12 protein-coding genes are annotated in these 14238 nt (G+C 66.0%); 8 read left to right on the top strand and 4 right to left on the bottom strand.

Annotation, left to right across the window (positions count from 1 at the left end; all coding sequences use genetic code 11):
• Together D779_RS12640 and D779_RS12635 are read left to right on the top strand one after the other, a co-directional pair.
• A partial coding sequence (locus tag D779_RS12640; RefSeq protein ID WP_043754546.1) for a response regulator occupies window positions 1-544 on the top strand: 544 nt, incomplete at its 5' end.
• Window positions 545-824: 280 nt separating this feature from the next.
• Window positions 825-1937 carry a cysteine protease StiP family protein gene (locus D779_RS12635; RefSeq protein WP_043754545.1) on the top strand — a complete coding sequence of 371 codons (1113 nt, stop codon included), beginning with the start codon at window positions 825-827 and terminating at the stop codon, window positions 1935-1937.
• Between the two features lie 64 nt (window positions 1938-2001).
• Here D779_RS12635 and D779_RS12630 read toward each other — a convergent pair whose 3' ends face one another.
• The 3 genes from D779_RS12630 to D779_RS12620 are packed head-to-tail and all read right to left on the bottom strand — an operon-like array spanning window position 2002 to window position 6484.
• Window positions 2002-2706, bottom strand: a complete 705-nt coding sequence (locus tag D779_RS12630; RefSeq protein WP_052348103.1) for an N-formylglutamate amidohydrolase — start codon at window positions 2704-2706, stop codon at window positions 2002-2004.
• Window positions 2707-2712: 6 nt separating this feature from the next.
• A complete protein-coding gene (locus tag D779_RS12625) occupies window positions 2713-4338 on the bottom strand; it encodes a gamma-glutamyltransferase family protein (protein WP_052348102.1) in 1626 nt (541 codons plus the stop codon).
• On the bottom strand, window positions 4328-6484 hold the full coding sequence (locus D779_RS12620) for an ATP-grasp domain-containing protein (protein WP_043754544.1): 2157 nt from the start codon (window positions 6482-6484) through the stop codon (window positions 4328-4330). The genes D779_RS12625 and D779_RS12620 overlap by 11 nt, the downstream gene beginning before the upstream one ends.
• 416 nt (window positions 6485-6900) lie before the next feature.
• Here D779_RS12620 and D779_RS12615 point away from each other — a divergent pair, with 416 nt between their 5' ends.
• The gene (locus D779_RS12615) at window positions 6901-9054 is read left to right on the top strand and encodes a methyl-accepting chemotaxis protein (protein WP_043754543.1); all 2154 of its coding nucleotides are present in this window, start codon (window positions 6901-6903) and stop codon (window positions 9052-9054) included.
• 137 nt (window positions 9055-9191) lie between these two features.
• Here the strand turns inward: D779_RS12615 and D779_RS12610 are convergent, their stop codons facing one another.
• Window positions 9192-9764 (bottom strand): hypothetical protein, encoded by a 573-nt coding sequence (locus D779_RS12610; protein ID WP_043754578.1) that lies wholly within the window; start codon window positions 9762-9764, stop codon window positions 9192-9194.
• A 299-nt stretch (window positions 9765-10063) separates the two neighbouring features.
• On the opposite strand from D779_RS12610, the gene D779_RS12605 reads away from it, so the two are divergent.
• From D779_RS12605 to D779_RS12585, 5 genes are all read left to right on the top strand, one after another.
• Complete coding sequence (locus D779_RS12605; protein WP_043754542.1) at window positions 10064-10795, top strand: response regulator; 732 nt, start codon at window positions 10064-10066, stop codon at window positions 10793-10795.
• The gene (locus tag D779_RS12600; protein WP_043754539.1) at window positions 10788-12215 is read left to right on the top strand and encodes an ATP-binding protein; all 1428 of its coding nucleotides are present in this window, start codon (window positions 10788-10790) and stop codon (window positions 12213-12215) included. The genes D779_RS12605 and D779_RS12600 overlap by 8 nt, the downstream gene beginning before the upstream one ends.
• Before the next feature lie 251 nt (window positions 12216-12466).
• Entirely contained in the window at window positions 12467-13276 is an 810-nt protein-coding gene (locus D779_RS21155) for a response regulator (protein ID WP_081763497.1), read from the top strand.
• A gap of 21 nt (window positions 13277-13297) precedes the next feature.
• Window positions 13298-13672: a response regulator gene (locus D779_RS12590; RefSeq protein WP_043754538.1), complete on the top strand. Its 375-nt coding sequence runs from the start codon at window positions 13298-13300 to the stop codon at window positions 13670-13672.
• On the top strand, window positions 13669-14238 hold the full coding sequence (locus tag D779_RS12585; RefSeq protein ID WP_043754537.1) for a chemotaxis protein CheW: 570 nt from the start codon (window positions 13669-13671) through the stop codon (window positions 14236-14238). The genes D779_RS12590 and D779_RS12585 overlap by 4 nt, the downstream gene beginning before the upstream one ends.

The raw sequence follows: 14238 nt of genomic DNA, 5'->3' as shown, positions 1-14238 counted from the left end.
GGAGGCCCCCCCCCCCGCCGATGAGCACCCGAAGGGGGTCGAGGCCGTCTTGCGCAACTGCCATGCCGGTCGCCGGATCCTTCTAGCGGAGGACAATCCTGTCAACCGGGAGGTGGCGCTCGAGCTTCTGACGGAGGTGGGGCTGGAGGTGGACACGGCAGCGGATGGCGTCGAGGCCATGGAGAAGGCCGGGAACCGGGATTACGCCTTGATCCTGATGGATGTGCAGATGCCGCGGATGGACGGGCTGGCCGCTACCCGGGCGATCCGTGCCCTTCCCGGCTGGCGTGACCGTCCCATCCTGGCCATGACCGCCAATGCCTTCGCCGAGGATCGTCAGGCCTGTATCGGTGCGGGCATGAACGATTTCGTCGCCAAGCCGGTGGAGCCTGAGGAATTGTACGGCATCCTGCTTCGGTGGCTCGAGCCGGCGGGCGATGGTGCCGGTCAGACCATGGCCGGCACTCGCCCGATCTCGGCGCCGATCCGGGACAATCCTCCGGAAACGGCCGATGCGGCCGCGGAACCGATTGTCTGGTCGTAGCGATCCCCGTCGCAGGTCACATCTGATCGACGGGCGTTCCTGAGGGGCTTTCTCTCGCTCGCGACATCGGCGACGAGGCATTCGTTTCGTTCGAGGGCCGACCGCTTTGACTTCGCTCCGGCATGGTTTATTGTCGATTTCCCCATTGAACATGGTCGGGTCTGCGACTCTACCCGAATCGAATCATGCCCGATCGCATCAGGGACGACCTTGCCGCCGCTCGGGGCCGGATTGGCGACGGGTGGCGGCCCCCGGCCACAGAAGACGAACCCCGATCCCCATGACCAACGAAACATCGTGGAACGAGCCGTTTTCGGGCAGCTATCGCCCCGAGGACGTCCAGTTCCTGCTCAAGACGATCGACGTCGACCCCATCGAGGTCGCCGAGAAGGAGCGTCTCATTCAGAGCGGCCAGCGTCACTACAGCGAGATGCTCAGCCGCGAATCGCTGCCCTCGGCACGCTATCTGGAAGTCTTCCACCGCGCCCTCGCCATGGGGCTGGAGCCCATGGCCCGTGGCGTGCTCGATCTGGCGGCCATCCTCGCCGCGCGCCGTCCCGACGAGATCAGCCTGGTCTCGCTGGCACGCGCCGGCACACCGGTCGGGGTGGCGCTCAAGCATGTGCTGAGCGAGCACTTCGGGCGCGCGTCCGAGCACTATTCGATCTCGATCATCCGCGACCGCGGGATCGACCGCAATGCCCTGCGCTATATCCTGGAGCGGGCCGGGCGCGATCCGGCCGGGGTCCTCTTCGTCGACGGCTGGACCGGCAAGGGCGTGATCGCGCGCGAGCTGCGCCGGGCGCTCGCAGACTTCGAGCGCGATCATGGGGTACGACTGGATCCGGCGCTCTATGCCCTGACCGATCTGGCCGGCGTCGGTGTCGCCCCCTCGGACGCCGACTATCTGATTCCGTCGAGCATCCTGAACGCCACCATGTCGGGACTCGTCAGCCGCTCCATCCTCAACGAGCGGATCGGGCCCGACGACTTCCACGGCTGCGTCTACTATCGCGAGTTCGCCGACGCCGACCTTTCGATCTGGTTCATCGAGCAATTGCTGGCCGAGGCGCGCAGACTGATCGCCGAGGGCTATGCGCCTGACGATCGGCCGGTCGATCCGGCAAAGGCGCGGGCGCGCTCGACGGCGATGCTCGAGGCTGTTCGCGCCGCCTTCGGGATTCGCGACGAAAACTTCATCAAGCCCGGCATCGGCGAGGCTACACGCGTTCTGCTGCGCCGGGTGCCGGAACGCATCCTCATCCGCGATCCGGAGGCCCCGGAGGTCGCCCATCTATTGGAGCTGGCGCGGGAGAAGGATGTCCGCTGGCAGGTGGATCCGGCGCTGCCCTATCAGGCGGTTTCGCTCATCAAGGGGGTGAACGATGCCTGAATTGGAATTGGAACCGCAAAGGCGCGAAGGGCGCAAAGAGATCTAATCTCGTTCAATGCTGGCACTAGCTTTGTCGGCTGATTCTGGCAATCCAGGCGGACAGTGACTGGAGCACTTGAGCGCCCTTGATTTCGAAGGATGCGCTGCCGCCCCGGCTCAGTTCGATCTGGATCCAGGGGATCTCCTTGGCGTGATGGCGGGTGATGAATCCGCCGGAGAAGGGGCGGTTGAGGGTGACCTCGCCGTCGAATGTCTCGCGGAAGCAATCGGCCAGTGCCATGGCCCAGTCGTGCGGGCAGGCGCCGTTGGCGTCGCCGATGCAGACGGCTGGACGCGGACATCCGGGATCGGGTGCCTCGGGCGGAGCTATGGCGGCCATGGTGTGACAGTCGACACCGGCGATGACGCCGGAATCGGCCAGGTCGGTCAGTCGTTTGTGATAGGGGCGGTGATAGCGGGCCAGCAGTGTCTCGATCAGCTCCGCGGACAGCGGGTGGCAGTAGATGGGCACGTCCCAGCAAGTGTGGGTCTTGACCACGCCGTCCTTGCGGATGTCGTCCTCGGCGCGGTTCAGATCGACGAAGGCGCGGGCGATGTCGCTGGTCGCGAAGGCCGCTACATGATCCTTGAGGGGGGCGTAGATCTCCCAGGCGCCCTCATCTCCGTCATGTGCGATCTCGCGGGCCGTCAGGCGGTTCAGTGCGGCGACCTCGGGCGGGATCCGCAGGCCTGCATGGGGAACCGAGATCAGCAGGGGTAACCTGGCCATGACGGCTCAGTCCGGGGGACCCGCGGCCGAGCCGTCGCGGCGCGGATCGGCGACGCCCACGAAGCCGCCGTCCTCGCGCAGCACCAGCTGCACGCAGCCCAGATAGAAGGAATAGGGGTCGCGCATCTCGACCTCGAAGCCATGCCGGCGCAGCAGGCGCGGGATGTCGTCGCGCATGCGCGTGCCTTCCAGCGAGACCTTGCCCTTGACCGAGCAGTGCAGCCGGGGCGCCTCGACGGCGTCGAAGGGGGTGGCGCCGCGCTCGAGTCGCAGCAGGACCTGGAGGATGGCCGAGACGATGCGCTCGGAGCCCGGCGAGCCGACGGTCATCCAGGGCTGCGGACCGCGAAAGACGATGGTCGGGGCGACCGAGGCCCAGGGCACGGCGTTGGGGCGCAGATAGTAGGGATGTGTGATGTCCTGGTACTCGAAGGCGCTCATGTAGTTGTTGTAGAGGAATCCCAGCTCGGGGCTCGCGGCGAAGGAGCCGTAGACCCGTTCGATGGACTGGGTCAGCCCGACGGCGTTGCCGGCCGCGTCCATCACCGAGAGATGGGTGGTCTCTCCGCTCGATCGGATGCGCGTCCGGATGCGTTTGGCGACGCGCTTGGCGTATTCGAGATGGGTGATGTCCTCACCGAGCTCCAGCTCCTGGGCGAAGAGGGCCGGGTCCTCGGGGCGGTCCGCCCGGTCGAGGTTGGCCTTGCGGATGACGTGGGCGAGCAGCAGGGCGCCGCGCGGCGAATCGGGATCGCGCTGGGCCTCGGGGAACTGGCTCAGCAGGTTGATCGCCTCGATCAGGGTGCGGCCGGCACCGGGCGGTCCGAAGGTGAAGACGCGCGACGGCCCGAAATGGGTCGCGAGCGGCCGGCGCTCGGTTGGCCAGGGGATCTGGGCGAGATCGTCGTCGCGGATCAGTCCATCGTTGTGGACCATGTCGGCGTGGATCTTGGCCGCGATCTCTCCGCGATAGAAATCCTCGACGCCGGCCTCGGCCAGGCGGCGCAGGGTGGCGGCCAGCACCGGCTGCTGGAAGCGGGCGCCGATGGGATAGGGCGTCTTCCCGGCCTTGAGGAAGAAGTGTCCCCCGGAAAAGAGCCGCAGGTGCTTGAGCTCGCGTCGGGTCAGGTGGTGCTGCAGGGGCGAGACGCGATAGCCGCGCTCGGCGAGCCCAATGGCCGGTTCCAGGGCCTCGGCGAGCGACTTGGTGCCATAGTGCTTGAGGGCGTAGGCGAGCACGGCCGGGGTGCTGGGCACCGTGGTCGCGCGATGCCCGCGCAGCTGCTCGGCACGCTCCAGCTCGCCCGGGGGCGTACGGTGCGGGGCTCGCGTGGCGCCGTCCAGGCAGAACTTGCGCCCAGCCTCGTCCAGGCTGAGCAGCATCATGGTCTGTCCGCCGAGCCCCGAGGCCGCCGGCTCGACCACGCCCAGGGCGAAGGCGGCGGCGACGGCGGCGTCCACGGCGTTGCCGCCGGATGCCAGCATGGCCACACCTGCCTCGGTCGCCAGATAGTGCTGGGTGGACACCATCCCCTTGGCCGCGACCCCGACCCGCTGCGGATAGACGACGCGGCGGTCTCCCGGATCGAGCAGGTCCTCGTAGAGCGGGCTGCGGGTCTGTCTAGCGCTCATGGCCGGCGTCGAGCAGGAATTGGGTCAGCAGCAATGTACGCTGGACCAGGCTGATACGCGAGACCGATTCGCGGCCGGTGTAGAGCTCGCGCGCCACCGGGCCGACGCCGCAGACGACCGGCACCGCATCCGGGACCAGCCCGGCCACCGAGGGCCAGAGCGAGGATTCGCTGCCGAGGGGGATGCCCCACTGTTCGGCGATCCTCTGCAGCCGGTGCTCCAGCGCCGTGTTGGCGCGGCGTTCGTGCATGGGCGGGCGGTCGGCGATCAGGGCCAGATCCCAGTGGACACCGCCCCCGCGCAGGATGTGCCGCATCGCTCGGTCGAGCGCGTGGGCCTGTTCCAGATCCGGGTAGGACACCTGCAGGCTCACCTGAACCCGGTGGGGAAGGCGCATGGGAAATGCCTCGGGCCGGATGTCGACGGCAGACACCGCGACTCGGGCCTTGCGGTCGGTCAGGGCCGTGATCTCTTCGAGCTTGGCATAGAGCACCCGCATGACCTCGGCGGCGCGTCCGGATTGGCCGAGACGCAACGATTTGCCCTCGACCTGCAGCCGGTAGCGGCGCTGACCGCGTCGCGCGGTGATGAGCCGCTCGCCCTCGTTGCCCGCGTTGAGCACCAGTACGCGGCCGGCGCGCGCGCAGGCGCGCTGGAGGATGTCGGTACTCTCCTCGCAGTCGCGGCCCTCGTCGGCATAGATGGCGACGCCCAAGGGCATTCGGGAAAGACGCCGGGCGGTCCTCAGCGCGCGCAGGCTGTATTCCAGCATGGCCAGCGGGGCGCGCGAGGAGCCGACGCCCTCGCCGAACAGCCACTCGGGATCGCGATGGAAGTGCGCCCGACCCAGCATCGGGTTGACGGGGACGTCCAGGTGACCGATCAGCAGGGTTCCTCCGTCCAGACCGGCCGGGGTTTCCCAGGTCCAGACGTCGCGCTGATCGCCGAGCGCCGGCTGCAGGCGCAGTCCGATCTCGTCCAGCGTCTCGCCCAGCATGTCCGCGGCCATGCGGATGCCGACCGGGTCCTCCGTGCGGCTGCCGATCCCGGTCCAAGTCTCGACGCGCTTCTCCAGGCGGTCGCGCCGCTCGGTGAGATAGGCGAAGACGAGGCTCTTGGGATCTTTGGATTTGGGTGCCAGCTCGGGTGGGGCGGGGGTGCCGAAATAGCGCGCGGCGGCCACCTCGACCAGTCGGTTGATGAGGGCGGCGAAGTCCAGGCCGACGGCCTCCGCCGCCGCGACATAGGAACCGTGCTCGCCGAGGCTCGGCAGGCTGTTGATCTCGAGCACGTAGAGCCTGCCGTCCGCGTCCATGCGCATGTCGACGCGGGCGCAGTCGTAGCAGCCGAGCACGTTGAAGGCGCGCATGGCGATTTGGCGCGCCTGCTGCGCCTTGGACTCGTCGATCCCGGCGGGACAGCGCACCTGGATCTCGCGGCCCGACTGGCGCCTCTTGTCCTCGAGCGTATAGATGTTCGGTCCCCCCTCGCCGAAGATCAGCTCGGCGGGCGGGAAGGTCTCCAGGCTCGCGCCGTTGCCGAGCAGGCCGACGTTGATCTCGGTGCCGTCGATGTAGCGTTCGGCGAGCACCGCCTGGTCGAACTGCTCGAAGATGACATCGGCGGCCGCGCGCAGCTCGGCCTCGTCGTTGACGATCTGGATGCCGAAGGAGACCGCCTCGTTCTTGGGTTTGACGATGAGCGGGAAGGGCAGGTCGGGCATCTCGAATCCGGTTGCGTCCAGCACCGCGAATTCCGGGGTCGGAACCCCGTTCTGGACGAACAGCATCTTGGCGACGACCTTGTCTAGCGCGAGCGAGTGGGCCAGCGGGCCGGAGCCGACGTAGGGGATGCCGACCATCTCCAGGATGCCGGGGACATGGGTATAGCGGGCCTGGCCCTGGATGCCGTAGGAGAGGTTGAAGGCCATCCCGGGACGTTCGCCCTTGAGCGCGCGCGGCATGAACTCCTCGAGATTGTCGATCAGGTCCTTGTCGCCCTCGAGCGCGATCGCCTGATGTCCCCCGCGCTTGAGCGAGTCGAGGATACGCCGGATCGCGGCCAGACCGTACTTCTCGCGATTGGGCATGCCGAAGAGGTTGATGACCTTCTGGGACTCGCGGTTGTAGATGACGGCGATCTTCATGAGTCCTCCACTCGTTGTTGAGGCGGGCCGGGCCGGGCCGGGACGGACTGGTCGGGCGTCCCGCAGCACCGATATTAGCCCTCTTTCCGTGATAGAAAGGGCATCGTCGTGAAACGTCCGCTTTGAATGATGCTGGGTTCGGTCGAGGATGGCGCCCTAAGATTCCAGGAGACCTTGGACATTTTGGTGAAAATCCCCACATTCGGGCTGTCCTCGAAGATGCCCGTTTTTCGATGCTGACAGCTGGTTGGACGATTCGGAAACCTTAGGCATGGTGGGCCGAATATCCCTTCGGCACCCAGGAGCCAATTCGACGAATTGGCTTCGCGAGACTCGGACTCCGCTCCCAGGCCGGGGTCCGGAAAGATTCGATCGATTAGGTCATTGCCCCCCTCATCCTTTGGGAGCCCTAAGGTATGAATTTTCGCTCGTTGCGTTTCAAGATCGCGCTCTGGTCTGCATTGTCGCTCATCCTACTGGCCGCGGCATTGACGCTCTATTCGGTTTGGACCCTGCAGCAGCAGGTGGAGGAGCAGCGTCGGACGACGCTCTCTACCTCCGAGCAGCTTCTGCTCGATGGAGCCCAGGCGAGGGCCAAAGAGGTCGAGGAGAGCATCATGCGCGCCTTGCAGACTGCTCGGGTCCTGGCGCATACGTTCGGCAGCATGGCCGGCCGCGAGGCGGATTTGCCCGCTGTACCCGACGCTGCTTCGGTGGCCGCCGAGACCGGAGTGGCGCCAGGCTCGGCGTCAATCATGGACGACGCGCCCAAGGCGGACGGTCGACGTGAATCCGTCGACCGCATACTGCAGGCGGTGCTGCGCGGGCATCCGGATTTTCTCGCCGTCTATACGGCCTGGGAGCCGAACGCCTTCGATGGGCGCGATGCCGACTTCGTCGGCGCTCGGGGCACGGATGCGAGCGGACGGCTCATCCCCTATTGGAGCCGGGCACCGGACGGAGCCCTGGGCCTCGAGCCGCTGCTGGACTATGAGACACCGGGCGACGGCGACTATTACCTGCTTCCCAAGAAGACCGGGACCGAGCATGTCCTGAATCCCTACGTCTATCCCGTTCAGGGACGCGATGTCCTGCTCACCTCCCTGGTCGTGCCCATCCTGGTCGACGGACGTTTCCAGGGCATTGCCGGTGTGGATCTCGCGCTCGATCATCTTCAGGGGATGATCGACGAGACCGCCAAGGGGCTTTACGAGGGGGCGGCCGGCATCGCGCTCGTCGCGCACGATGGCACCATCGTCGCCGCCAGCGGCCGTCCGGAGCTGATCGGCAAGCCGCTGTCGGCCCTGCACGAGGACTGGCAGGAGGATCTGAAGGACATCCAGAACGCCAGTCCCATGGTCGAGGAGGACGAGGGCAATCTGATGGCGGTCGTGCCCGTCCGCTTCGGCGAGGACCCCATGAACTGGGGCATTCAGCTCACGCTGCCGATGGATTGGGTGATGGCTCGCGTGGAGGAGGTGGCCTCCGAGGGGCAGCGTGCCATCGGTACCATGGTCGGTCTGTCCGTGCTCTGTCTCGTCCTCGGCGTGGCCCTCATGATGGTCGTCGCCGGGATGGTCGTGCGTCCGATTCGCCGTCTGAGCCTGGCGCTGCACGACATCGCCGAGGGCGACGGCGACCTGACGCATGACCTCGACGATTCGGCGCAGGATGAGACCGGCGAGCTGGCGCGGGCGTTCAATGTCTTCCAGGGCAAACTGAGAGAGCTGATCCATCAGCTCGCCGACGGCGGGCGCCAGGTCGCGAGTTCGGCCGACCAGCTGTCGGTGATGAGCGATCGCAGTGCCGAGAACGTCAATCGCCAGCATTCGGAAACGGATCAGGTCGCCACCGCGATGAACGAGATGACCGCCACCGTGGCCGAGGTCTCCCGGCATGCCAGTCAGGCGGCCGAGGCGACCCAGCAGGCCGACCAGCAGGCCGACAGCGGACGTGCCGCGGTCAGCCGCTCGGTGGAGGCCATGCAGACGCTTTCGCAGCAGGTGCAGTCGGCCTCCGAGGCCATCGCCCGGGTCTCGAACGATGCCACCGAGATCACCAGCATCCTGGATGTGATCGGTGGCATCGCCGATCAGACCAATCTGCTCGCCCTCAATGCCGCCATCGAGGCCGCCCGGGCCGGGGAGCAGGGCCGCGGTTTCGCCGTGGTAGCCGACGAGGTGCGTACCCTCGCCGGCCGTACTCAGAATTCCACCCGCGAGATCCAGGAGATGATCGAGCGTCTCCAGAGCGGCACCCGAGGCGCCGTGGAGGTGATGGACGCCGGCCAGGACCGGGCGAGGGACAGTCTGGATGCGGTGGCCGAGGCCGCGGACGCGATCGAGACCATGGCCAGATCCGTGGCCTCGGTGAAGGACATGAACATGCAGATCGCCAGTGCCGCCGAGGAGCAGACCGCCGTAGCCGAGGAGATCGACCGCAACCTGGTCACCATCGTCCAACTCGTCGAGCAGGTTTCCAACGGCGCGACGGAGAGCAACCAGGCCGCTCAGCGGCTCAAACAGCTCGCGACAGAGCAGAACGCGCGACTCGGACGCTTCAAGGTCTGAGATGCCGATGGACCGAAACGGCCTTCGCGGCCGTTTCGGATGGTTGTGGAGATCTATCGGGAGCGACCGGTCGGAGGGTTCCAGTCAGGCGCCTGTAGGGATGAGGATCCCCCCGATGCCGGCGCTCCCTCGGGGGATTATTCGAACGTCACCCCTCCGTCGATGATGGTGGCATAGGTCACGGTGACGCCGTCGCCAGGGACGACCGAGTTCAGCAGTGCTGGATCCTCGACCTCGAAGGTCCTGACCTGCTGGGGACCGCGGATCGTTACCGTCGAGGCATCCTGATCCACGGATTCGACCACGCCCTTGAGCGTGACCGTATCGACGATCGCGCCGGACGGCTTCGAGCCCGGGTCGCGAATCATGGCGCTGTCCTTTTCGATGCCGATACCAGCTGCTTCGACGCCTTTCACCAGATCGATCAGCACCAGCTTGGTTTGTGTGACGGTCAGGGTGTTGCCGATCTTGATCTGATCGAGCCGCGTCACCTCGGGCGGGACGCGCAGCACCTCGAAACGCCCGTCCTCCGTCTTGATGGTGAGCAGCCGTTTCTCGACATTGACCACGGTGACCGTTCCGGTCAGTGTGGTGCTCGCAGCGGCCCCGGCGACGGGCAGAGTCTGGGCATGGGCCATGGTCGCAAGGCTCAGGGTGCCTGCGGTCAGGAGACAGGCACCGATTTTGGCGAGTGAGTGGGTCGACGACATGAGATCCTCCATGTTGGGATGCTTCGTTGGGATGCTTTGGCATGCATCGGTGAACGATCGAATCGCTCGATCGCCGGTGGCGTCGCCACCTGGTTTCATTCGGACGCGGTCTGTTCCTGCGTTCGTCCGAGATATGAATATAGGGGCTCGATGCGGCCAATTCATTGCATTCTGCGCATGTCTGCGGCAGGTCGCTGACTGAGCACGGAATTCCATGATGCTCCATCGGTTCGAGTGCCCCGGCCCGGTTGCGCCAAATTCCGCGACCCGGATCCGTGCGACGTCCTACACTGCCGTGCATGGACAAGCAGCCGCACATTCTGGTCGTCGACGACCATTCCGAGATCCGTCAGCTTCTGCAGCGCTATCTGGGCGATCACGGCTATCGCGTGACGACCTCCGCGAACGGTGCCGAGATGCGGCGCGTCCTGACGGATGCCGCCATCGATCTCATCATCCTCGATCTCATGATGCCGGGCGAAGACGGCCTCACGCTCTGCCGCAATCTGCGTGCCGGCCCCCAATCGGCGTTGCCGGTCATCATGCTCACCGCCATGGGCGAGGATACGGATCGCATCGTCGGTCTCGAGATGGGCGCCGACGACTATCTGGCGAAGCCGTTCAACCCGCGCGAGCTGCTGGCGCGCATCAAGGCCGTGATGCGTCGCACCGGGCTCGGTCGGGACCGGTTCGCGAGCGAGACCGCGGAGCGTCTCCGATTCCTCGGCTGGACGCTGATGCCCGAGTCTCGCGAGCTGATCGACCCGGATCAGACCCTGGTGCCGCTCAGCACGGCCGAGTTCGCCCTCTTGATGGCGCTGGTCACTCGGTCCGGACGCGTTCTGAGTCGGGATCAGCTGCTCGACCTGGCGCGCGGACGCGACGCCAAGGCGTTCGACCGCTCCATCGATACCCTGGTCAGCCGACTGAGACGCAAGCTCGGCGACCAGTCGCGCGATCCGCAGATCATCAAGACGGTTCGCGGCGACGGTTATCTGTTCGCCCCCAGGGTCGAGCGTCTCGATGCCTGATCCGCAGCCTCCAAGGTCCTGGCTCCCCGCGCGTTTCGACACCCTGGCCGGTCGCACTCTGATGCTGCTGGTCGTCATGACCCTGCTCCTGATCCTCGGGGGCGGATATATTCTCCAGGACGAGCGCAAGGACCGCTTCGAGGAGCGCAATCTGGCCTATCTGCTCGACGAGGTCGGTACCCTCGTCTGGCTGCTCCAGGATGCGGACCCCGAGGAAAGGAGCCGGATCCTCGAGCGCTTTTCGCGGACCGGAGACAGGATCGGCATCGCGGATCGGCCCCGGCTCGGTCGCAATCGGCCCTGGCGCCATGCCGTCGAGCACATCATCCACCACAGGCTGCGCAGCGCACTCGGTATCGAGGATCGCGAATCGCTGCGCGTCAGGGTCCAGATCGACGCCCATCGGGCGCCTGGTCCGGAGGTTTCCGCCAATCCGACCGCGGCGCACGAGGAGGGAGGGGAGCGCGAGGAGATCCGTACCGACGACGTCGAGGCGATCGTCATTTGCGTGCGTCTGCGGGACGGTGCCTGGCTCAACTATCGCACCACCCGTATCGACGAGCCGCCACCCTGGGCCGGCAAGACCCTCCAGCTCCTGGGGCTGCTGCTGATCGCCGTGGTCGGAAGCAGTCTCCTGATCGCGCGCAAGGCGTCACGTTCCATGGCCGATCTGGCCGAGGCGGCGCATCGGTTCGGACGGGGAGAGGATCCGCCCCGGCTGTCCGAGCAGGGTCCGCGCGAGGTGCGCGAGACCATCCGGGCCTTCAATCTGATGCAGGAGCGTCTGCACAAGCATCTCCAGGACCGCTCGCGCCTTCTGGCCGCGGTCTCGCACGATCTGCGCACCCCCATCACCACCCTGAGGCTGCGGGCCGAGTACATCGAGGATGCCGAGATGCGCGAGCGAACGCTCGCCACCCTGGAGGAGATGGAGGCCATTCTCTCGGCTACCCTGAGCTTCGCCCGCGACGAGGCGTCCGACGAAAGGGCGCGCTCGACCGACCTCGCGGCCCTGGTCCAGAGTCTGGTCGACGACCATGCCGACCTGGGGGGCGATGTCGTCTACCGGGGACCGGATCGGCTCATCGCCTGCTGCCGCCCGGTTTCCCTGAGGCGCGCTCTGTCCAATCTGATCGACAACGCCGTCAAATACGGCGGCGGTGTGCGGGTGGATCTGCGCGAGGAGTCGGACGGCCGCGTCATCCGGATCGACGACGCCGGGCCGGGCATTCCGGAGGAAGAACTGGAGCGCGTTCTGGATCCCTTCTACCGTCTCGAGTCTTCGCGCAGCCGCGAGACCGGCGGCACCGGGCTCGGACTGTCCGTGGCCCGGACCATCGTGCACGCCCACGGCGGTACCCTGACGCTGAGCAATCGGCCGGAAGGGGGGCTGAGCGTCTCGATTCGGCTGCCTGAGTAGGCGTCCCGAATCGCCTGGGCGGCGAGCGGCAATCGTCCGTCGTCGAGACCTGCCATGCTTTGTCCCCGAGTGTTCATCAGGCCCATGCGGAGGATGCCTGCCAATTCCATTGTCACGTGTACGGATATGTGATCGATCTCAATGATTCACTGCGAACGGTATCCTAGTATCGGCTCTACCTTGTCACATAGATGTAATCTCAAGACCCAAGTCTCTGGTTTCTCTGTACAGAGCGGGAGCGGGAAGAGCGCATGGCAGCATCAGAGAGTCGGTCGTTCATGGTGGCCCTGTGCGGCTTCTCCGACAGCGAGCGCAAGGTCCTCGGCAGGGCGTTCGGCCTCTCGCAGATTCGTCCGCAGCGCTACCTGCTCTGGGAGCCGGGTTCCCAGCCGCCGCAGTTGTGCATGGTCAACGAGGATCAGGCGTCGGGCCGGGAGGATTGGGCCGCGCTGCTCAGGACCATGAACGTCCGCTCTCCGCCCGTCGTCCGGGTCGGCGTTTCGGACAGCCGGACAGCGGAATACGAGGGTGCGCCGCAGATCTTCTTCAAGCGTCCGGTTCTGGCCAGCCGCGTTCTCAAGACGCTCGATGAACTGGTCAACGAGGCCTATCACTTCGCGCCCGATCTGACCATTCACGACGACATGCTCGTCACCCGGGATGCGGTCGGGGATGGATCTCAGGTCGCGGTCTCCGGTGGCACCAAGCGGGTGCTGGTCGTCGATGACAGCGAATCGGTGCGCAAGGTCATGGAGCTTCAGCTCACCAAGAAGGGCTATGCGGTCGATTTCGCCGTCAGCGGCGAAGAGTGTCTGACGAAGGTCCGCAGGCAGCTCTACGATCTGATCTTTCTCGATGTCATGCTGCCCGGCATCAACGGATACGACGTCGCCCGCCATCTGAAGCGCGATTTCCGTGTCCTGTCGCCCGTGGTCATGCTGACCAGCAAATCGTCCAGGCTCGACAAGCTCAAGGGAACGCTGGCCTCGGCCGATGCCTATCTCACCAAGCCGCTGACGATCCGTTGCCTGGAGGAAACCCTGCAGCGCTTCCTGGCTTGAAACCACGCGAGGTCTTAGTTTATGGCGAACCTGCTGATCGTCGAGGATTCCGCGACCGATCGCGAGTATCTGCTGGACATGCTGCGCAAGGCCGGCCATTCCACGCTGGTGGCCGCTTCCGGTGGGGAAGGCGTGGAGGTGGCTCGCAGCCAGTGTCCGGACCTGATCTTCATGGACATCGTCATGGAAGGGGGCGACGGCTATCTCGCCATTCGCGCCCTGCGCGAGGATCCCGCGACCGCGCGGATTCCGGTGGTCGTCGTCAGCAGCAAGAACCAGAAAGCCGACAAGATGTGGGCGCAGCTGCAGGGCGCCAAGGGCTACGTCGTCAAGCCGGCGAATGCCGAGGTCGTGCTCGGCTATGTCGATTCGCTGGCCGGACGCCCGTCGCCATGACGTCCGGGGAGGATGCCGGGGACCGCGAGCCGGGCGGCGACGGGAGGGAATCCTGGGCATGGATCCTCACCGCCCTCGACGCGGAGGAGCTCGACCAGCAGCCGGGCGAGGTGCGCTATGCCTTCCGTATCGGATCCTGGTGGTTTCTGGTTCCTCTCGACCTCCAGGCCGAGGTCGCTCCGCGACAGACATGCAGCCGCCTCCCCTTTACGCCCACATGGTGTCTCGGGCTCAGCAATTATCGCGGCGATCTGGTTCCCGTCTATGAACTGGGCGAACTGATCGAGGAACGGCGCGGTCCGGGAACGGGCAGCTATTTCCTCATGCTGGGCCGCCGCGACAGACGCGCCGGTCTGTGCATCGACGAGATCCGCTCGCTCAGGATTCCGCCCGACACCGGTTCCGTGCCCCTCTATCCAATGCGCAATTTTCCCGACGACCTCGAATGTCGCGGCATCCGGATCGAAGGGACGCTCTTCGCCGAGGTCGATCTAGCCGAAATACTGGGGATGCTCACCGAGCGGGCGAGTCTGCTCGGGACCTCCGCCCCTTGCTCTGAGGATTGA

The sequence above is a fragment of the Imhoffiella purpurea genome (assembly GCF_000585215.1).
GTDB classification, from domain to species: domain Bacteria; phylum Pseudomonadota; class Gammaproteobacteria; order Chromatiales; family Chromatiaceae; genus Imhoffiella; species Imhoffiella purpurea.
This window is presented reverse-complemented; position numbering and strand designations above follow the sequence as displayed.

What these genes read in the sequence shown, in the direction of transcription:
- D779_RS12635 (WP_043754545.1), top strand. Translation starts at nt 825, where the DNA reads ATGACCAACGAAACATCGTGGAACGAGCCGTTTTCGGGCAGCTATCGC.
- D779_RS12630 (WP_052348103.1), bottom strand. Translation starts at nt 2,706, where the DNA reads ATGGCCAGGTTACCCCTGCTGATCTCGGTTCCCCATGCAGGCCTGCGG.
- D779_RS12625 (WP_052348102.1), bottom strand. Translation starts at nt 4,338, where the DNA reads ATGAGCGCTAGACAGACCCGCAGCCCGCTCTACGAGGACCTGCTCGAT.
- D779_RS12620 (WP_043754544.1), bottom strand. Translation starts at nt 6,484, where the DNA reads ATGAAGATCGCCGTCATCTACAACCGCGAGTCCCAGAAGGTCATCAAC.
- D779_RS12615 (WP_043754543.1), top strand. Translation starts at nt 6,901, where the DNA reads ATGAATTTTCGCTCGTTGCGTTTCAAGATCGCGCTCTGGTCTGCATTG.
- D779_RS12610 (WP_043754578.1), bottom strand. Translation starts at nt 9,764, where the DNA reads ATGTCGTCGACCCACTCACTCGCCAAAATCGGTGCCTGTCTCCTGACC.
- D779_RS12605 (WP_043754542.1), top strand. Translation starts at nt 10,064, where the DNA reads ATGGACAAGCAGCCGCACATTCTGGTCGTCGACGACCATTCCGAGATC.
- D779_RS12600 (WP_043754539.1), top strand. Translation starts at nt 10,788, where the DNA reads ATGCCTGATCCGCAGCCTCCAAGGTCCTGGCTCCCCGCGCGTTTCGAC.
- D779_RS21155 (WP_081763497.1), top strand. Translation starts at nt 12,467, where the DNA reads ATGGCAGCATCAGAGAGTCGGTCGTTCATGGTGGCCCTGTGCGGCTTC.
- D779_RS12590 (WP_043754538.1), top strand. Translation starts at nt 13,298, where the DNA reads ATGGCGAACCTGCTGATCGTCGAGGATTCCGCGACCGATCGCGAGTAT.
- D779_RS12585 (WP_043754537.1), top strand. Translation starts at nt 13,669, where the DNA reads ATGACGTCCGGGGAGGATGCCGGGGACCGCGAGCCGGGCGGCGACGGG.